The following is an 18,156-nucleotide window of genomic DNA, read 5'->3' on the forward strand; positions in this document are numbered from 1 at the left end:
CGTGTAAGGACGCCCTTGGGTTTGGGCGTGTTCCGTGTACGTCTCGTGTGTGTTTCCGCTAGTGTCGGGGTGGGAGGTGGTGTTTGCTCATGCCTGGGGAGCAGGAGAGCCTGTTTGCGGCGGTGGACGCTTTGCTGGAGAAGGCGGGCGGGATTCTGCCGCCGCCGGGGGAGCGGGAGCGGCTGCGTACGGCGGCGAGCCTGACGCAGGCTCAGGTGGCCAGGGCGCTGAAGGTGCGGCGGGAGACGGTGGCCGATTGGGAGGCGGGCCGTAAGGAGCCGCGGCCGCCGAAGCGTGCGGCCTATATCCGTCTTCTGGAGGGCCTTGCCGCGTTGTACCCGGTTCCCTCGGAGGAGGCCGGGACAGGGAGTGTGCCGGCTGTGGCGCCGGCCGCGCCGGAAGTTGCCGCCGGGCCGTTGGGCGTTGCCGGCGGGCCTGCTGCCGGTCCGCCGGCGCCGGCTGCGCCCGGGGCTGTTCCGGCTCCGGCGGCTACGAGTTCCCGGCCCGCGGCCGCAACCAGGAGCACGGCGAGGACGTCGACGGCGCGCCGTCCAGCGGCGAAGAAGGCCGCCGCGCCCGCTGTGGATCCGCGGTTCCCGAACGGCCCCCTCGCCGTGCTGGATGGGGACGGGGCCGCGTACTGCATCGGCGGCGTGGTGCTGGACTGTCCGGCGACGACCGTCCCGGCACTGGTGGAGTGGACACTCACGGAGTCCGGCATCGGCGCTGCGCGGCTGCACCGCAACGGCAAGGACGCCGACCCGCTGATCGTGCTGACCGAGTCCGCTGCCGAGGGGTTCGGCCTGCCCGCGCGGCTGGAGGGCCCGGAGGCGCGCCGGTCGCTGCGGCTGCCGGAGGACCACACGGTGGTCAAGCAGATCGCCCGCGCGACGTGGAAGCTCACGCAGCGCGGGTTCGGGCCGTGGGCGCGGATCTACCGCCCAGCACAGGGCGGGCAGCGCCAGTGCGTACAACTGGCGATCCTGTCCTGGGAGGCGCTCGACACCCGCGCCTGGGGCAACGCAGCCGAGCTGCACCCCGCGGAACTCGCCCGCATCCTGGGCGTCTACGCCACCCGCGTCATCACCCCGCGCGGCTCCACCGCCGTGTCGGGGCTGGAGCTGATGACGAGCTTGCGCCCGCCGACCCGCGCCGTACGCGACAACGCCTCCGGCACCTGGGTCTCCGGGCCGAACCCCGGCGCGCTGACGCAGCCGGTGGACCCGGCGCCGCCGGAGGCCCCCATCGAGCACCCCGTCGCCCAGGGCTGGTCCGGCGGATTCCTGGACGAGGAGGCGTACCAGTGGGTGCGCGATCCGAAGCTGCTGGAGGATGCCGAGTGCCTGCTGCCCTGGGCGGTCGGCATCGACATCAACACGGCCTTCCTCGCGGCCGCCGCCCGCCTGACGGTCGGCCTCGGCGAGCCCTTCCACGTGAAGGCGCCCGTGTTCGACAAGAAGCACCCGGGCTCCTGGTTCGTGGACCTCTCGCACATCGAGCTGGACCCACGCCTCCCGTCGCCGTTCACCCCGTCCGGGCAGCGGCCGGAGGGCCCGGCCTGGTACGCCACGCCGACCGTGGCGTACGCGGTGGAGCTCGGGGCCGACGTGCGGCCGCTCGAGGCGTATCTGCGCCACGAGACCGGTGCGTACCTGGACCCGTGGCACGACCGGCTCAAGGACGCATACGTGACGACGATGGCCGGCCTCGGTATCCCGGTCGGCAAGGACGTCGGCGAGGCCGTGTTCCTGGCCGCGATGGAGCACCACAAGGACGTCGACCCGGCCCTGGCGTGCGTGCTGTCCGCGATCAAGTCGACGATCAAGGGCGGCATCGGCAAACTCAGGGAGCGCCCGCAGGGCCGCCACTACCGCGACGGGGAGCGCTGGCCCGCGCTGGAGCGCCCGACCTGGCGGCCGGACATTCGGGCCGCGGTCATCTCCAAGGCGAGGGTGAACATGCACCGCAAGATGCTCAACACCGCCAAGGCGTCCGGCCTGTACCCCCTCGCCGTGCTGTCCGACTGCGTCGTCTACCCGTCGGCCGGCCCTTCGCCGCTGGACTTCCTTCCGCTCACCGACGACGGCAAGGTGCTTCCGGGCACGTTCCGCCTCGGCGCCGCCCCCGGCCTGGCCAAGCTGGAGGGGGTCCAGGAGATGGCGTGGGCGGTCGACCTGATGGAGCAGGGCTACAACCCGGCCCGCCACATCAAGGGTGGCGACGCCGTCATGGACGAAGGAGAGTAAGCCGTGACGGACATCCACGACGCCCTCCACCGCGCGGACCAGGAGGTTTTCACCCGTGAGCCCCCGAAGTCGACCCAGAAGCGGGTGGAGTTCCTGCTGGGGAAGCTGAAGACCACCAAGGCCGTGGCTGACCTGCTCGAGGTCACCCAGCGCTCCGTGGAGCGCTATCTCAAGGGTGAGCGGAGGAAGCCGCCGCGGGCCATCGCGGACCGGATCGATGCCGAGGTCCGCCGCCGCTGGCAGCCGCGGGTGCGGCAGCGCCGCCGCAAGCAGGCCGCCGCTGCCACCGGCATCACCATCGAGACCCGGGCCCGCTTCGGCTACACCGCGCCGATCGGCACCACCGACGACCCGCGGCTGCGACGGCTGACCGTGCACCTCCCGCCCGAGTACGCCAACCGCCTCTTCCAGGCCCAGCAGCAGGGCGCCAGCGACCAGCAGTTGCGCCAGATCGTCGCCGAAGGACTGCAAGAGATCTATTTCCAGGACAGCGGACGACGCGCCCAGGGCCTGGAAGTCGAGTTCACGGACGTCGACTACTTCGACGTGTCGTTCTGAGAAAGTCCGAGGCCTCCGGAAGTCCCGACCACATGTGATTGAGCACTTCAGCCGGCGAGTTAGCAGTTGATCCGGCGAGCTGAGCGTGTCGAGTCCAGGGTGTCGGCGAACTGACCGGCGCACGCGTTGATCTGGGGAACGTGGTGGCGGGCTTTGCCGTTCCGTCGGGGGCCAGAGAGGGGCGTGCCTCGCTGATCAGCGGCGAAGGGCTGCGTCGAGCTGGTAGTAGAGCGCGTCCAGCCGACTGCGACCAGGGCTGCGAACCGGCATGTGCCGCACCAGGTCGCGAACTGCCGGCGAGGCGTGCTCGATGGCCCATTCGGATCTCCTCGTCACCGATCCTGGCGTCATCGCCCGCCGCGAGCTCACGAGCGCGCGCCTCGTAAACCGCAGGCCCAAGGGCGTGCTTCGACTGGTGAGGGGTGGCCAAAGCTCAACTCGCCCGCTGGAATGGTCAGTCACACCTGTGGTCGGGTAGCCAGAGATCAGCGATGGTCTCCGGCTCCCCGACCGTCTTCGACCTGCACGGTTTCCGGAGCGTGCGGCGGCTCAGGCCCTCCAGGCGGGTTGCCAAGACCCGTTCCAGGGCGTGCCGTAGGCGTCGTGCGGCTTCTCCAGGCGGAAGTCCACGGTGACCGCATCCATCAGCGAGCGGGCCATCTGCGGCTCCTGGCGGCGCGGCGGTTCGGTGCGGCACGGCGACGTCCGCGGTGCCGCCCAGCTTTGAACCTCGGCACCACGCAAAGCTCGGGACAAGGCCTTTCGACCAGCGACCCGAGCTCCGTAAAGCGAGAAGGTCGCCAGGGTGGGCGAGCCGGAACGGTGCCGCGATCCAAGGCCCCTAGGATCGCCCGTATGGCTGTCTCGTCACAGATGGTGCCACTGGGTACGCCCGCACCGGACTTCGCGCTGCCCGATCTGGCAGGTCGGACGGTCCGCCGCGACGACTTCGCTGCTGCGCCTGGGCTGTTGGTCGCGTTCTTGTGCAACCACTGTCCTTACGTACGCCACGTCGAGGCCGGGCTGGGAAGGCTGCTCGCCCGCCACCCGGACCTGACGGTGGTGGGCGTGTGCGCCAACGACACGCACGCGTATCCGGATGACCGGCCCGAGCATCTGGCTGAGCAGGCCCGGCGGGCAGGCTGGAGTTTCCCGTACCTGGTGGACTCCGAGCAGACGGTCGCCCGGGCCTACCAGGCCGCTTGCACGCCGGATTTCTTCCTCTACGACACGCAGCGGCGGCTGGCCTACCGCGGCGCGATGGACGACTCCACGCCGGGGAGCGGCAAGCCGGTCACCGGTGAACTGCTCCAGGATGCGATCACTCACGTTCTGGCCGGTGAGCCGGTACCCGAGCCGCACCGGCCGAGCCTGGGCTGCTCCATCAAATGGCGGGATTGATCGCACCCCTCTCCCCGGGGGCTCTACGCCGGGCGGACCGCGCTGCGGTTCCGCACCACCCCGGCCGGGCCCTGAAGGAGTTCCTTGCCGAAGACGAGCAGGTTCCGCCGCGCGCCCCTCAGACGCGCGGCAGCTCCGCTGCCGACCCCGACTGGCAGCGGAGCTGCAGGAAGCCGACATCCGTCTTCTCGGGCTGATCAGCTACGCCGCAGACCCGCGGACATCGACCTGTCCGACCATCCCGACCCGGCCGAGGCGATCGCCGAACTCCACGACGCATCACAGCTGCAGACCAGGCGCGCCGTGCGGCAGGGGGTACATCCCCGCCGGTGACCGACAGTCGTACAGGTCTCGCGGATCGGCCGGGCCACGATACGGCAACCATCCGGGGCATGCTCCGTGCCGCAGGGAACACCCGGCGATGAGGCCTCGGTGCTCACCCGGGCGGGATTCTCCGGTCCCCAGCGCCGTGCCCTTCCCGGCGGACAGGCTCTGGAGCGCAGGGGTGACGACGTCGTCGCGTGGGTGTTCTCGATGTCGTTCTCGGCTCCGCGCCTGTTCGGCACGCGCCGCGACGACTTCGAGGCCGACCTGCGTCGACTACTGCGGGAGGTCTCCCCGTCGGGCCGGTTCTCCGAACGTCGGCCGAGCACCGAGGTCTTCGTCTGGTGGAAAGGCCCTGCCGAACCGGCACCGCTGCCAGCCGCGTGACCCTTCCGCGGAGGCCAACTCATGTGGGAATGACACCAGCCCGCATTTTCAGATCATCTGGCAGCCCTGCAGGTCAGAGCTTTGCTATCTGCCAACGGGAATGCGGTGGGACACATGTCAGGCGAGCGATGGTGAGGGAAGGGCCGCCGTCGTGACCAGCTTGCAGGGCCGGCCCTGGGGCTGCCGTGCGGTGCGCACCCCGCTCGCGGACCCTAGGCGGTTGCCGCAAACGCGTCGATGCCGGTGAGCTCGGCCGAGAGCGTCCACAGACGCGCGGCCTGCTCGGGATCGGACGCGTAATCGCGCACGCCGGCCGGCGCGTCATCGCCCGCGGCGGGCTCGGCGATGTCGCAGTCCTCGCAGTAGACGCCGCCCCTGTCCGCCAGCTGCGGGGAGGTCGCCGCCCATACCTGCGTTGCCGCGCCTTGCTCGGGCGTCTTGAACGTGGGGTCGACCAGGTTGCCGTCCGCGTCGATCCAGCCGGCGGCGACCATCTCCTCGTCGGAAAGGTGGCGCTGCAGCGGGGTGAGGATTTTGCCGGGATGCAGCGAGAACGCCCGCACTCCGGCGTCGCGTCCGAGTGCGTCGAGGTGCACGGCGAACAGTGCGTTGGCCGTTTTCGCCTGTGCGTAGGCCTGGACCTTGTCGTAGCCGTGCTCGAACTGCACGTCGTCCCATTGGATCCCCGCGCGGTGGTGGGCGGCGGAGGAAACGGCAACGACGCGGGCCCGGCCGCGCGAGATCGCCGGCCAGAGCCGGTTGACGAGCGCGTAGTGACCAAGATGGTTGATCGCGAACTGCGCCTCCCAGCCGGGGCCGACCCGCGTTTCCGGGCAGGCCATGATTGCGGCGTTGTTGATGACGACATCGACGCTGCGGCCCGAAGCGAGGAAGCGCTCGGCGAATCCCCGGACGCTCACCAGGTCGGCGAGGTCGAGCTCGTCGACCTCGACGTTGTCGATGCCGTTGACCGCTTCATGAGCGGTCGCTCGCCGCCGGGCGGGAACGACGACATGGGCGCCGGCACCGGCGAGCGCGCGTGTCGTCTCCAGACCGAGGCCTGAGTAGCCGCCGGTGACGATCGCGAGCTTTCCGGAGAGGTCGATCCCGCGCAGGACGTCGTCCGCGGTGCTTCGGGCTCCGAACCCCGATCCAATCTTGTGCTGAGGTGTGATCATGAACCGAACGCTACGCATTGGAGCGCGCTCTATGGCAAGGCAGCAGAGCCAACCACTCGGCAGAGCAGGCCTGATGTGATGCCGTACCCAATAGTGCGAACCCACGCCGATCTGCTGAGCGCTGTAGTTGGCGAAACGCGCCAACTACAGCCGCCGTCGAAGTCAACCTGTTCCGCCACACCTACAACACTCTGCGACCCCCACCAGGCCCTCGACGAACGCACACCACGTGCGGCTTACCTCGCCGTCGAACACTGCGGTTGCCGTGTGGCCTTTGGCGGACCCGCTACTTGACCGGGAGGTCCTGACATGACCAGTAAGTTCACCGAGCTTGCGATCGACTGTGCCGATCCCAACGGTCTCGCCCGGTTCTGGTGCTCGGTCCTTGACTACGAGGTGCAAGACGAAGGCGACGGAATCGTCACCATTGGCTCCCCTATGGTGCCTGAGGGCAAGAACCACCTTGGCCCAGTGTCACCGACGTTGACATTCGCGCACGTGCCCGAGGGCAAGACCGTCAAGAACAGGCTCCACATCGACGTCAACCCAACCGACAGGGAGCAAGACGAAGAGGTCCGTCGCCTGCTCGACCTAGGTGCTCGACACGCCGACGTCGGCCAAACCGGCGATGAGAGCTGGGTCTGTCTTGCCGACCCGGAGGGGAACGAGTTCTGCGTCCTTGCGGGCCGCCGCCCCTGATCGGAGGCCGCACACCGCGCCAGACCTACTTCCGGTCGCCTACCCACGCTCACGCGAACACGATGAGGAGCCCCTCCAAAGATGGAGGATCCCGACCCGAGCAAGATCAAACTCTGCCAACTTCTTGACTCATGACATGGGCGGGAGGTGCCGTCCATGGGCACAGGCCGGAAGCGTGCACTGCTGCATGTGCGCTGCCGCCCGGGCACGGAGGAGGCCCTCTACCGGATGCTGTTCGACCTGCTCCGGGAGACGACTCCGCTCGTACAGGCGCTGCCGGCCGCAGCCGCACTGGCCGACCTGGACCCGGCCCTCATCCAAACAGCACTGCTGGACATGGCCGTCGTCCTCGGCGAGCGGCTCCGCACCCGCCACCAGACCGCTCGCGCCCTGACCCTCACGCTGACCTTCGCCGACCGTTCGAACCTGGTCCGCTCCCGTGCCCTCCTCGAGGCCTCCGCCCGCACCGAGACCTCCGCCTCGCCGTCTACGCCTCCTTCGGCGCGCTCGGGCTGCAGCGCGCCGTGTCCGCGGCGTCACGCTCCGCGCTGAACGCATCATCCCGGCCGACACTGTGACCCAGCAGATCAGCTTGGACCGTGTACGCGAACTTCCCGACCATGCCCAGCGGCAAGTGGCCCCGGACCCTGGCCGACGACGCCGAGCGGTGCCGCTTGGTCCACCCTTCGTCCACGACGACTCCATCGAATCGTCGACCACGTCGTGGGTCTCCTCGTTCCCCTCTACGGCCAGTCCCTCACCAAGATCTCGCGCCTCGCCAGCCACGTCCTCCAGAAACAGGACGCCGATCACGACCGCTGACGAGCACCCCTCGGTCGCCACCGTCTACGGCCTCGTCGCCCAGGACGACGCGGCCGATGGCACGGCCTGAGCGCGCGAAATCGGCGTCGCATTCGGCCTGCGTCAACGGGGCAACGCTGATTCCGGGCCGGCGTGTGCGCGTGGCGGCCGAAGTCGGTAGCGGAGGAACAGGTACGAATCCCGTCGCCGCGTGCTGATCAGTTCCATCCACGCCGGCCGGTTCGGCAGCAGTTCGAGCCCTTCGATCAGCCCAGGTCGGGAGGTGTCGGTACGGCCGGCCAGCACCGGGGATGTCGTGAGGAACAGTTCGTCCAGCAGGTCCTCACCGAGCAGGTGACCGATGAGGTGCGGCCCGCCCTCGGTGAGCACCGCGGTGCGTCCGTGGGCGCGGAGGGCTGCGAGGACGTCGGCCATACGGAGGGTGGATCCTTCGACTGCGGTGAGTATCGTGCACGCTGCCGGCAGACGTCCGTCCAGTCGGCGGGCGCCGTCCACTGTGGTGGCCACGAGCGCGCCCGACTGCAGGGCTGGGTGCTCGGTGGGCACGTCGCCGCTCGCGGTGACCACGACCAGGTCCGGTTGGGTGGCGCGTCCCAGGCTGCGCCGTAGCTCGGCGAAGTCGGGGGCTGCTTGCGGACAGACGTGGTCGGGCGTCCATCGGTGGCCGGGCGTGGCCCGGAGCGTGCCCGCTCCGATGAGTACGGCGTCGGCGCAGGCGCGCAGCAGTCCCATGACGAAGCGGTCCGCCGGTTCGCGCCCGCTGATCGCCGAGCCGGAGGACGGGTATTCGGGGCCGAGGGCGACGACTCCGTCGATCGAGGTGACGAAGTTCGCGTAGACGCACGGCGGGGTAAAGCCCAGATCGCCGCCGTAGGCCGTGGCGAGCGCCGGGGGCAGACCGAAGCGGGGCTGCCCGGCCTCCTCGTACAGCAGCTCCAGGGGCTCCAACGAGCCTGGCGGTGTTCCGCCGGCGGGGTGCGTGGCGGTGTGCTCAGCCATGTCCGGCCAGGCCCCGTTGGCCGCACAGCGTGAAGAATTCGGCACGCAGTTGCGGATCCTCGTCGTAGGTACCCCGCCAGTGGGTGGTACGGGTACTGGACTCGATCTCCCGTACCCCGCGCATCTGCGTGCACAGATGTACCGCTTCCAAGTGGACCGCGACGCCGTGTGGCTGCAGGAGCTGCTGCAACGATTCGGCGAGCTGGCGGCCGATGCGCTCCTGCATCGAGAACCGGCGGGCGAACAGCCGCACCAGTCTGGTCAGCTTGGACAGTCCGAGGATGTGTTCGTGGGCGATGTAGCCGATGTACGCCTTGCCGAAGAAGGGCAGGCTGTGGTGCTCGCACAGGGAGAAGAACGGGATCGGCCCTTCGACGATCTGGCTGATCCGGCAGTCCGAACCGCCGTGGCATTCGGTCTCGAAGGCGGTGACCAGCTTCTCGTCGCCTTCGTACCCGCTGGTGGCGTCGAAGAGGGCGCGGAGGAAGCGGCGGGGGGTGTCGGCCGTGGCCGCTGACCCGACGGCCAGGCCCAGCGCCCCGAAGATCTCCTTCAGGTAGACCTCGAACCGCTGCCACTCTTCGGGGGTGATCTGCCGCGGAGACACGGCCGCCCACTCAACCTCGTCCGTGAGGGGCACCAGCCGTTCGCCGACCAGCCCTACGACGGGCGGAGGACCGTTCATGTGCGTGGATTGATCGTTCATATGCAGCCTCAAGACGGGACGAATGTCTCGCTGGAGTTGGCCGCTTCCATTATCGACCGATCTCTGCGTGACCGCTGAGCGAGTTCACGACGCCTCCCGCGGCAGCGCACTGAGGTGCCGTGTCCGTCGGCGCCGTCGCGCTACCCGTCGCGTGTGCACCTACCGACGCTGCGGTTGTGCATCTTCCGTGTCCGTTTCGCAAAGGCCTCCCGTGGGTCCGCCGGCGAGAGTGGAGCTCAGCTGACCCACGCTGTCAGCCCCGGAGCAGCTCGGCGAGCACCTCCGCCTCGCTGATCTCGGGATGCTTGGTTGCGGTGAGGAGTGTCAGGGTCCGGTCCCTGGCGAGGTCGCGCAGGTGCGCCAGTGCGTCTGCGTGCTGCGGATCTTTGAGCTCGGTCCGGTAACGGCGGCTGAATTCCGCGAAACGCTCGGGGTCGTGGCTGTACCACTTGCGCAGCTCCGTGGACGGTGCGACCTGCTTGCACCACTCGTCGAGGTGGGCCTTCTCCTTGGTCATTCCCCGGGGCCAGACCCGGTCGACCAGCACTCTGGCGCCGTCGGCCTGCGCCGGAGCCTCGTAGACCCTGCGGACGTGCACCGACCTCTTGCGTGCCATGGAGGGGCCTCCTCGTAAGCTGAGTACTCCGCTTCTTCGACAACACGTAGTAACGAGAGATGATCTCGAGCCGCGCCACTTGTCGTCAGGCAGGTTCGTCTGCTCACGCCGGGGCCTGTCCGGCACCGGCCATGTAGGACCCGATCCGGACGGTGTGACCGTCACCTGAGCGGACGCCCTTCCGGTATCACCCGACCCGGTCGGGGTGGTCGAGAAGGTCAGTCAGGGGCACGTCGGTGTCGGCGAGCTTCTTGGCGTCCACCGCTCGGCCGGAGGTCACCAGGGCGCTGATGGGGTCGGTGACGTCCCAGACGTTGACATTCATCCCGGCCAGTACCCGGCCGTCGGCGAGCCAGAACGCGATGAATTCACCTGTGCTGGTCCTGCCGCGGAAAACCACCTGGTCGTAGGCGCCAGGTTCGACATAGCCGGTGTACTCCATGCCCAGGTCGTACTGGTCGGTGAAGAAGTACGGCACGCGGTCGTAGGCCACGTCCTGGCCGAGCATGGCCTTGGCCGCGACCTGCGGTTGGTGCAGGGCGTTGGCCCAGTGTTCGACGCGGATGTGTTTGCCGAGCAGAGGATGGAAGGCGTTGGCGACGTCGCCGGCAGCGTAAATGTCCAGGTGAGAGGAGCGCAGGTGAGCGTCCACGCGGATGCCGTTGTCGACGTCGAGGCCGGCGGCTGTGGCCAGTTGGCTGTTGGGGGTGATCCCGACGCCGGCGATGACCGCGTCGGCGTCGATGCGGCTGCCGTCGGCCAGCAGCACGCCGCTCGCGTGTCCGCCGGTGCCGGTGATCCCGGCGACCTGGACACCGAAGCGCAGGTCGACCCCCTGGTCGGTGTGCAGGTCGGCGAAGATCTGGGCGGCCTCGCGGCCCAGCACCCGTAGCAACGGCAATTCTGACCTCTCCAGCATGGTCACCTCGACACCGCCGGCGCGGGCGGCGGCAGCGGTCTCCAGGCCGATCCAGCCCGCGCCGATGACCGCGATACGGGATGCGGACCCGAAGGTCTCCTTCATGCGGTTGCTGTCTTCGAGTCGGCGCAGGTAGAGCACGCCGTCGAGGTCGGCGCCAGGCACCGGAAGGCGGCGCGGCGAGGAACCGGTGGTCAGCAGCAGCTTTGAGTAGCCCAGGCGGCTGCCGTCCGCGAGGGTCACTTCGTGGGCGGCTGGGTCAAGGGCAGTGACCGTGGCGCCGAGGCGCAGGTCGACATCGTGCTCGGCGTACCACTGGGGCGGGTGGACGTAGATCTCCTCCTGCTCGGCCTTGCCCAGCAGATATCCCTTCGAGAGCGGCGGCCGCTCGTAGGGGCGCTCGTTCTCCTCGCCGACCAGGACGATCCGGCCCTCGAAGCCCTGCTCGCGCAGGGTCTGCGCGGCCTTCGCCCCCGCCAGGCTCGCTCCGACGATCAGGTGCGTCGTGTCCGAAGCCATAGTCAGCTCCTGTACGGTCCTGCGGGCTGTGCGTGCAGGGTGGCGGACAGTTGTTCGCGGAGCTGGTCCCAGCTCGCGTCGAACGCGGCCACGCCGTCGTCCTCGAGCTTTTGCACCACGTCGTCGTAGTCGATGCCGAGGGCCTGCAGCCGGTTCAGTACTTGTTGCGCTTCGGCGTAGTGGCCGCGCACCGAGTCGGTGGGCACCTGAGCGTGGTCGGCGACTGCACGAAGGGTGGCCTCGGGCATGGTGTTGACCACACCGGGCGCGACGAGGTCGACCACGTACCGGGTGTCGGGGTAGGCCGGGTCCTTGGTCGAGGTCGATGCCCACAGCGGCCGCTGCGGGCGGGCACCGGCATCGCGCAACGCCTCCCAGCGCGGCGAGGAAAACACCTGCTCGTAGTGCTGATAGGCGAGCCGGGCATTGGCGACCGCGGCTCGGCCGCGCAGCTCGGCAGCCTCCGCCGTGCCGATCTTGCCCAGTCGCGCGTCGACCTCGGCGTCGAGGCGGGAGACGAAGAACGACGCCACCGACCCGAGCGAAGAGAGGTCATGCCCGGCCTGCCGGGCGCGTTCCATCCCGTCGAGGAAGGCATCCATGACCGCGTCGTAGCGGGACAGAGAGAAGATCAACGTGACGTTGATGCTGATCCCCTCGGCCAGGCACGCGGCGATCGACGGCAGCCCTTGACGGGCGGCCGGAATCTTGATGAACAGATTCGACCGGTCGACCAGCCACCACAGGGCCCGTGCCTCGGCGATGGTCGCCCCGGTGTCGTGGGCGAGGCGCGGGTCGACCTCGATCGAAACCCGCCCGTCCACCCCATCCGTGGCGTCGTAGACCGGCCGCAGCACGTCACAGGCGGTGCGGACGTCGAACGTGGTCAGCGCCCGCAGCGCCTCCCCGACCTCGACTCCCCGGACGGACAAGTCGCGCAGCTGCGCGTCGTAGGCGTCGCCCGCTGTGATGGCCTTGGCGAAGATGGTGGGGTTGGTGGTCACTCCCACCACGTGGTTGTCGGCGACCAGCTCGGCGAGACTGCCCGATACCAGCCGTTCCCGGCTCAGATCGTCGAGCCATACCGAAACCCCGCAGGCACTGAGCGCAGTCAATGGGTCGCTCACAGCCTCCTCCTTCCCGCTTCGCGGGGCGGAGCGGGAACCGCCGGTCACGTTCCTGGGGATCCCGCCTGGGAAGGTGCACGCCGACGTTGAGGATGCCCACCAGCGCCGAGGTCACATGCCGGGCCGCTATCTCGGAGCCCTCCGCGGGGGCACTGGGTCCCTCCGCCGCACGAGAGCGATCAACTTCAGCCTGCTGGGCATGGGCCCATTTGGCAAACGCAGGCAGAGATGCTCTCTACGGGCACACGCGCCTGCCCACCGACAACGACTCCGGGCCGGCGTCGGGTGCTGCTGGTGCGCTGGACGCTGCGGCGACCTTTGCCGCCCATTGCTGTTCCACCGCGCCCCGCCCAGCGGGTGATCTCCGCCGTCCATGAAATAAGCGCCTCGGCCGTGGCACGGAACTGTCGCGTCTACGCGAGACGGACACCGCGGACCTATGCCACCACCATCAGGTCTGATATTGCCGGTCCCAGGCTCGACTACTCGGCCTGCCTGCCTCAGCGGAGCACCTGGTTTTGTACGTGGGAGCTGACGCCACTTGTCACTCAGAGCGGCGAAGGCCCGGTTTCGCCGGAGGGCGATGGATCTGTGTTCTGGCAACGCCCGGGCCTTGCGGTGGGAGCCTGGGGTGCTCTGCGGGATGAGGGTGCGATGGCGCCACCGAAGTCCAAGGTCGATCTGTACGCGGCGATCCGCCGTGGTGCCTGGGCGGGGATGTCCTACCGCTGCGTGGCGCGTGCAGTCCGCTCCGCGCCCACACGGGCACCCCATGCCGCGGCGACACCCCCAACGGCGGCGCCCATCAGACCGAAGACTCCGGTTGCTACAGCCGCTATCCCCTGATCCACAGGTGGATGGTGACCTGAGTCGACCGGATCTTCAGGGTGTTACTGACCAGCGGAAGAACGTGTCGCCGCGGCATGGGGCGCATCCCTAGCCCGGTCGCGTCCACCGAACCCGGGGAGCGCCGGTGTGCCACGGTCTGCTCATGACTCAGGGCACCACCGGCTCGCCAGCACGAGCCCGAACGACCAGCACGCCGGTCAAGCCACTGGACCTCCCGATCCGGGTTCCGCTGATCCACGGCGAGACGAACGCCTCCTACCTCAGCCGCACCGCGGCCGCCAACGGCATGGAGCTGCCACACCTGCTGAAGGTGCTGCACCACGGACGCCTGCCGGCAGCGGCCACCACCCGCGTACGGCCGAACCTCCAGGAGGTGCTCGTCAGCGAAGAAGCCGCGACCCGTCTGGCCACGCTGGTGGAACGGGACGAACACCAGCTGCGCCGTGCGCTGCCCAACCTCCGCCCCGACCGGATGCCGACCGTCTCCCGCGCCGCGGTGCGCATCACGGTGTGGCCCGAAGAGCCCGGCGCCGGGCCGCTGAAGGCCTGCCCGCTGTGTCGCGAGGAGGGCGCGTGGCTGGTCGCAGCGGGGCACCGGTGGCGGCCGTGCAGCTGCGGACGGCGCTGGCAGTGCGGGGATGGCGGCGGCTACCTCATCGACACCACGCCTGTCCCCGATCTCGGGCGCGCTCTGCAGCAGCACCGGGCCTTCGATCACCGGCTGGGGCCGGCGGGGGATGCCCTGGTGGCCGACGCTCATCAGGTGATGCTGTGGTGGTGGGCGTCCAAGCAGGTCGCCCGAGAGCTGTGGCGGGCGCGGGAGGACGCCCTTGGCGTCGGCCCCAGATTGCGTCGCCACCAGGCCGCCCCGGCCGTGGTTTACCCCGAAGCGGTGGTAATGGCCGAGGCAATGGACGCGTGGGAGCAGCTGCGCGGCAGCAAGCAGGCTTCCGCAGGGCCTGGTTGTCCGGCCTCGCCGACCGGTTCGGCGAACCTGGCATCGTGGACGGCCGGGAGAGCGAGCCGCTGCGGTACTGGCTCGAGCTGCATCCGCACCAGCCCGACCGCAAGGCCGCGGGGCGCAGGAAGGAAGAGCGGCGCTGGAGTTGGCTCCCAAACCTTCACCAACGGCCATGCGACCGCGGCCTGTTCCGGGCGAATTCCTGCCTGCGCTGGGTGTTCGGCAAGCATCTGTCCTCGATCTCCGAGGTCTGCCCCTATTGCAACGGTCGTGCTCTGAGCTGTCGCTGGGTGCCCTCTGCAGACTGCCCCGCACGCATCCAGCAGGAGCAGAAATAGTCGATGTCGTGATCGAGACGGAACCCCTCCGGGCACCTGGCGGACGAATGCGCTCACTACGCCGAGCCTCAGCAGCGCGGCCGCGGGGGAAGCCGGACTGGCGGACGCGATCCTCACGTTTGCCCAAGCACTGGAGCGCTGGATGGCATGTGTCGGAGCACCGGGAGGCAAGGAGCTCCGCCCTTCCTCCTCGCGTCTCCCCGGCGTGCGTAGGCCCGTTGTTCCGGTTCGGAACTACCGGGGAACTGACCAGGCACGACGCGTACGCCGTGGCCGTGTGCTGGCAGGAGAACGAGGCGGCGGCGCGGGGCGGGCCCCGGATCAGTGCGGCCAAGGCATCCTCGTGGCGCTACGCGCTGGGCACCAGGCCCCACCCCCGGGGAGCCGGTGGATGACCTGATGCTCACCTTTGGCCTGTTGGATCTACGCAACTCGATCTGCGGGAGTCGGCAAGCCGGTCCAGACGTACCGTCACGGCGCCGGACACCCCGGAGAAGGCGGAGAGCGTCGAGGGCGCCTTCCCGACTGGCTGGCGTGCAGGGCGTGGTGGAGTCCTGGTGCTCCCGGGGCGGGGAGGATCAGGACGGTGGCTGCAGAGGGGGAAGTCACCCCCGCGTGTTGGCAAATCCTCTGTCGTATCTTTCAGCCCACGGGCTGCTACGCGGGCTCCACATCCTTGGAAAGGGGAACCTGTCCGGTGTTGTCGACGTGCCGGGCCGCGACCCAGACGGGCTCGTCCCGCAGCAGGTACCAGATGCTGTTGCCGTCGATGACCTGGGCATGGACCTTGCTCTTCAGGCCGATTTCAGCGCCGTGGCTGACTGTTCCGGTGATGGCCGAATCGGTGCTGGGGTACTTGCGCAGGTTGACGCCAATGCTGCTGACGACAGTGCCGAAAGGCTGCTGCGGGCTGGGCATCGCTTCCTCCAGGTCATGGCCGGTGCTGCTGTGATCGCCTCGCCCGGCACTCGGGTGTGCTGACCGCAGACTAGGTCGTCGGAACGTGGAAGGGCTGGAAGCTGGCGGGGTGCGTTGCCGCTCAGGCGCGGATATGCGGATCTCCCACCAAGAGGGCTGCCTTATTCGCTGCCACCTGGAGGCTCGGCACCCCAGTAGGCTGAAGCTCTTAGGACAGATTGATGCGGTCTGCCGGGTCGATGAAGATGAGAACGTGAGCGACAGCCATGGCGGCCATCTCGCCAGCGCCTTCTTGGCGGTGGCCTCCTTCGCCGGCGCAGCCTTCTTCGCCGTGACCTTCTTCCCGGCCGTCTTCTTCGTCACCGCCTTCTTGACCGCCACGGCCTGGAGGCTGCCCTTGGGCGCCTTCTTGACACGACCTCGCCGCCCCGCGGCAGCTTCTTCGAGCCGCTGACCAGGTCCTTGAAGCCCTGACGGTCGCGGAAGCGGGGCACCGAGGTCTTCTTGATTCGTCGGCATCGCCACGAGCCTCATCTGCTACCGCCGCGTCAGCCGCTGAGACTGCCTGACCCTGGGCTTGAGGCCGTAGGCAGAGTCAGTCCGCAATCCCGACAGGAGGTGTCCGGTATCCAGGGTTAGCTGAGGAGCACGACCTTCAGCTGGGCAGATTTCCAGGCGGCGGAGCCCGCCTTCGTCAAGACCATGCAGGAAAGGTTCCAGGCGTACCGACACCATGTGCTCGCCACGCTGCGGAAGGACGGTTCCCCGCGTGTGACGGGCCTCGAGGCGGACTTCCGGTTCGGCCACATGTGGCTCGGCATGATGCCGAACTCCCGAAAGGCTCACGATCTTCGCCGTGATCAACGCTTCGCGCTCCATGCCAACCCTGGGGCGGGTACCGCTGCCGACGGCAGCGACGCGCGCCTGTGCGGAACCGCCATCGAGGTAACCGATCCCCTCACGATCGCGCGCTACGCCGACGAGGTCGCGCCGCCCGAACCGTTCCATCTGTTCAAGGCGCAGCTCACCGAAGCCGTCCTGACCTGGGTAGAGGGCAGCGACCTTGTCGTGCGGGTATGGCACCCCGGCTGCCCCGTCAGAACGTTGCGCCGCGGCAACGACGCCAGCCCACCGCGCGAGGACAGGTAGGCACGGGCAAGCATTAACGCCCCAGCGGCGGCTCTGCGGCCTATGCCCAGGCCGCCGCTGGCTCCCCAGCCTCAAGAAGATCGCCAGCCCTACCTTCGATCGACCAACTGAGTCGATCTCTTAGTTCACTGTCCTGCTCGGAATTCCTGGCGACACTATGGATGGCGGCTCGGGTGGCCGACGTGAAGCTAGAGGCGAGCCGATCATCCCTCGGGCCGCGCGGAATCGGTGAGACGCTCCTGCAGCCTGGTATGGCGGAACTGGTAGGCCGGGCCCGCCGCCCGCAGCAGGTTGCGGCGCCGGGCGTTCTCCAGGAAGGACATCAGACGCACCGGGGTGCCCTCCCCTGACGGAGAGCTGGACGGCGGTGAGGGCAGCGGCAACGCCCAGGTTGCCGACCGGGCCGGAGAAGAGGCATGCCCACAGCCCCGCAGCGCACTGACCAAGACGCCGTTCCTGAGGCCGTACTCGTAGGCCGCGAGTGAGCCGAAGAACAGTGCGACTGCGACTCCCGTCAGGAGTCCGAGGACCAGCCTCAGCCTGATGTGGTGCCGCCACACGTCCCGGGGGCCGACCGACCGGGTCTCCGCCACGGGGCGTCGGCTGGGGCGGTCCCTGAGTTCGTCGTACTGGGGTCCTGATCCATTGCCGAGGAAGGTCCCGGCTACCAGCTTGTAGCCGCGGCCGCTCACCATCGTCGCGCCGAATCCGAGCGGAAGCGCGGAGAGCTAGCCCGTACATCGCGTGGTACGAAAGCCGGACTGCGGTCATGGCGGTAACCGGGACGATGCGCCCTGCGCGGGGCAGATAGGGGCTGGTGACCCGCTCTCCCAGACGCCATGCCAGCAGTGCGGGAAGGACGACGACGATGACCTCCTCGCTGAAGCCCGCGGTGGCTGCGGCAACGAGATCGGCGAAGAGGCTGGAGCGGTCGGAGGAGTCCGAGTGGTCGGTCAGAGCGGCCACCTGATTTCCCATCACCTTCCATGCGAGGGCGAGGAGCAGGTTCGGTCCCGGCTGCGGGCGTACGTGTGGCAGAACAGCCGCTCCGTGCTGCACGGCGCGTCCGGCCGCAGCCAGTTGCTGACGTCCACGGTCAGCACGAGCCGCCCGTCGGCTGCCTTGGGCTGGGGCAGTGTGGCCAGCGTCCGCCGCAGCCGCTCGGTATCGAGGCGGCCGCGGTTGAGGACGCCGTACAGGGCGCCGTGCCCGCGGTGGTGTCGGCCAGCAGCGTCAGCTCCACCGGTGTTCTCACCGGCCCGTCCGCGTACAGCAACGCGTCGGTGAGCTCGAACAGTTCGTCACGCCGGGCGGTCAGACACCCGTAGAAGTTGTCCCGGAATTGTGACGCCACAACGAACGGCTCCGGCTGGGCATGCATCGTGATGCAGCAGACTCATTCCCCCACGGCCTTCGTGCTGGTCAAGTGCCTCTTTGGTC

15 protein-coding genes and 3 pseudogenes are annotated in these 18,156 nt (G+C 68.9%); 8 read left to right on the plus strand and 10 right to left on the minus strand.

Annotated elements, in window-relative coordinates; genetic code table 11:
* Positions 1-89 precede the first annotated feature (89 nt).
* The 4 genes and pseudogenes from tap to ACTWQC_RS22835 all read left to right on the plus strand — a co-directional run.
* Complete coding sequence (tap, locus tag ACTWQC_RS22820) at positions 90-2,246, plus strand: telomere-associated protein Tap (protein ID WP_443317648.1); 2,157 nt, start codon at positions 90-92, stop codon at positions 2,244-2,246.
* A gap of 3 nt (positions 2,247-2,249) precedes the next feature.
* Entirely contained in the window at positions 2,250-2,804 is a 555-nt protein-coding gene (tpg, locus tag ACTWQC_RS22825; RefSeq protein WP_443317649.1) for a telomere-protecting terminal protein Tpg, read from the plus strand.
* 855 nt (positions 2,805-3,659) lie between these two features.
* A complete protein-coding gene (locus ACTWQC_RS22830) occupies positions 3,660-4,205 on the plus strand; it encodes a thioredoxin family protein (protein ID WP_443317650.1) in 546 nt (181 codons plus the stop codon).
* 402 nt (positions 4,206-4,607) lie between these two features.
* A pseudogene (locus ACTWQC_RS22835) lies at positions 4,608-4,916 on the plus strand (SAM-dependent methyltransferase); the annotation flags it as partial.
* A 212-nt stretch (positions 4,917-5,128) separates the two neighbouring features.
* On the opposite strand, the gene ACTWQC_RS22840 reads toward ACTWQC_RS22835, so the two are convergent.
* Complete coding sequence (locus ACTWQC_RS22840; RefSeq protein WP_443317651.1) at positions 5,129-6,094, minus strand: SDR family NAD(P)-dependent oxidoreductase; 966 nt, start codon at positions 6,092-6,094, stop codon at positions 5,129-5,131.
* 309 nt (positions 6,095-6,403) lie between these two features.
* Between ACTWQC_RS22840 and ACTWQC_RS22845 the strand changes: the two genes are divergently transcribed.
* Together ACTWQC_RS22845 and ACTWQC_RS22850 are read left to right on the plus strand one after the other, a co-directional pair.
* Positions 6,404-6,793, plus strand: a complete 390-nt coding sequence (locus tag ACTWQC_RS22845) for a VOC family protein (protein WP_443317652.1) — start codon at positions 6,404-6,406, stop codon at positions 6,791-6,793.
* A 156-nt stretch (positions 6,794-6,949) separates the two neighbouring features.
* Entirely contained in the window at positions 6,950-7,345 is a 396-nt protein-coding gene (locus ACTWQC_RS22850) for a DinB/UmuC family translesion DNA polymerase (RefSeq protein ID WP_443317653.1), read from the plus strand.
* Positions 7,346-7,717: 372 nt separating this feature from the next.
* Here the strand turns inward: ACTWQC_RS22850 and ACTWQC_RS22855 are convergent, their stop codons facing one another.
* The 5 genes from ACTWQC_RS22855 to tal form a co-directional block, all read right to left on the minus strand.
* Entirely contained in the window at positions 7,718-8,614 is an 897-nt protein-coding gene (locus tag ACTWQC_RS22855) for a RibD family protein (protein WP_443317654.1), read from the minus strand.
* A complete protein-coding gene (gene folE, locus ACTWQC_RS22860) occupies positions 8,607-9,320 on the minus strand; it encodes a GTP cyclohydrolase I (RefSeq protein ID WP_443317655.1) in 714 nt (237 codons plus the stop codon). The genes ACTWQC_RS22855 and folE overlap by 8 nt, the downstream gene beginning before the upstream one ends.
* 253 nt (positions 9,321-9,573) lie before the next feature.
* Positions 9,574-9,936, minus strand: a complete 363-nt coding sequence (locus ACTWQC_RS22865) for a DUF488 domain-containing protein (protein WP_443317656.1) — start codon at positions 9,934-9,936, stop codon at positions 9,574-9,576.
* A gap of 187 nt (positions 9,937-10,123) precedes the next feature.
* Complete coding sequence (locus ACTWQC_RS22870; RefSeq protein ID WP_443317657.1) at positions 10,124-11,374, minus strand: NAD(P)/FAD-dependent oxidoreductase; 1,251 nt, start codon at positions 11,372-11,374, stop codon at positions 10,124-10,126.
* A 2-nt stretch (positions 11,375-11,376) separates the two neighbouring features.
* Positions 11,377-12,501, minus strand: coding sequence for a transaldolase (gene tal, locus ACTWQC_RS22875; protein WP_443317658.1), 1,125 nt, complete (start codon positions 12,499-12,501; stop codon positions 11,377-11,379).
* Between the two features lie 991 nt (positions 12,502-13,492).
* Here tal and ACTWQC_RS22880 point away from each other — a divergent pair.
* Positions 13,493-14,590 (plus strand): TniQ family protein, encoded by a 1,098-nt coding sequence (locus ACTWQC_RS22880; RefSeq protein WP_443317659.1) that lies wholly within the window; start codon positions 13,493-13,495, stop codon positions 14,588-14,590.
* A gap of 716 nt (positions 14,591-15,306) precedes the next feature.
* Here the strand turns inward: ACTWQC_RS22880 and ACTWQC_RS22885 are convergent.
* Together ACTWQC_RS22885 and ACTWQC_RS22890 are read right to left on the minus strand one after the other, a co-directional pair.
* Positions 15,307-15,567 carry an SH3 domain-containing protein gene (locus ACTWQC_RS22885; RefSeq protein ID WP_443317660.1) on the minus strand — a complete coding sequence of 87 codons (261 nt, stop codon included), beginning with the start codon at positions 15,565-15,567 and terminating at the stop codon, positions 15,307-15,309.
* Positions 15,568-15,843: 276 nt separating this feature from the next.
* Positions 15,844-16,079, minus strand: a pseudogene (locus tag ACTWQC_RS22890) (DNA-binding protein); the annotation flags it as partial.
* A gap of 223 nt (positions 16,080-16,302) precedes the next feature.
* Between ACTWQC_RS22890 and ACTWQC_RS22895 the strand changes: the two are divergent.
* A complete protein-coding gene (locus ACTWQC_RS22895; protein WP_443317661.1) occupies positions 16,303-16,716 on the plus strand; it encodes a pyridoxamine 5'-phosphate oxidase family protein in 414 nt (137 codons plus the stop codon).
* A gap of 203 nt (positions 16,717-16,919) precedes the next feature.
* Here the strand turns inward: ACTWQC_RS22895 and ACTWQC_RS22900 are convergent, their stop codons facing one another.
* Together ACTWQC_RS22900 and ACTWQC_RS22905 are read right to left on the minus strand one after the other, a co-directional pair.
* Complete coding sequence (locus tag ACTWQC_RS22900) at positions 16,920-17,411, minus strand: hypothetical protein (protein WP_443317662.1); 492 nt, start codon at positions 17,409-17,411, stop codon at positions 16,920-16,922.
* Positions 17,412-17,732: 321 nt separating this feature from the next.
* Positions 17,733-18,097 (minus strand): annotated as a pseudogene (locus ACTWQC_RS22905) (transposase); the annotation flags it as partial.
* Positions 18,098-18,156 lie beyond the last annotated feature (59 nt).

It is taken from the genome of Streptomyces sp. 8N616, assembly GCF_052246385.1.
Classification (GTDB): domain Bacteria; phylum Actinomycetota; class Actinomycetes; order Streptomycetales; family Streptomycetaceae; genus Streptomyces.

Excerpts from the sequence above, each read along its gene's own strand:
- tap (WP_443317648.1), top strand. The coding sequence starts at position 90 with ATGCCTGGGGAGCAGGAGAGCCTGTTTGCGGCGGTGGACGCTTTGCTG.
- ACTWQC_RS22830 (WP_443317650.1), top strand. The coding sequence starts at position 3,660 with ATGGCTGTCTCGTCACAGATGGTGCCACTGGGTACGCCCGCACCGGAC.
- ACTWQC_RS22840 (WP_443317651.1), bottom strand. The coding sequence starts at position 6,094 with ATGATCACACCTCAGCACAAGATTGGATCGGGGTTCGGAGCCCGAAGC.
- ACTWQC_RS22845 (WP_443317652.1), top strand. The coding sequence starts at position 6,404 with ATGACCAGTAAGTTCACCGAGCTTGCGATCGACTGTGCCGATCCCAAC.
- ACTWQC_RS22850 (WP_443317653.1), top strand. The coding sequence starts at position 6,950 with ATGGGCACAGGCCGGAAGCGTGCACTGCTGCATGTGCGCTGCCGCCCG.
- ACTWQC_RS22855 (WP_443317654.1), bottom strand. The coding sequence starts at position 8,614 with ATGGCTGAGCACACCGCCACGCACCCCGCCGGCGGAACACCGCCAGGC.
- folE (WP_443317655.1), bottom strand. The coding sequence starts at position 9,320 with ATGAACGATCAATCCACGCACATGAACGGTCCTCCGCCCGTCGTAGGG.
- ACTWQC_RS22865 (WP_443317656.1), bottom strand. The coding sequence starts at position 9,936 with ATGGCACGCAAGAGGTCGGTGCACGTCCGCAGGGTCTACGAGGCTCCG.
- ACTWQC_RS22870 (WP_443317657.1), bottom strand. The coding sequence starts at position 11,374 with ATGGCTTCGGACACGACGCACCTGATCGTCGGAGCGAGCCTGGCGGGG.
- ACTWQC_RS22880 (WP_443317659.1), top strand. The coding sequence starts at position 13,493 with ATGACTCAGGGCACCACCGGCTCGCCAGCACGAGCCCGAACGACCAGC.
- ACTWQC_RS22885 (WP_443317660.1), bottom strand. The coding sequence starts at position 15,567 with ATGCCCAGCCCGCAGCAGCCTTTCGGCACTGTCGTCAGCAGCATTGGC.
- ACTWQC_RS22900 (WP_443317662.1), bottom strand. The coding sequence starts at position 17,411 with ATGGTGAGCGGCCGCGGCTACAAGCTGGTAGCCGGGACCTTCCTCGGC.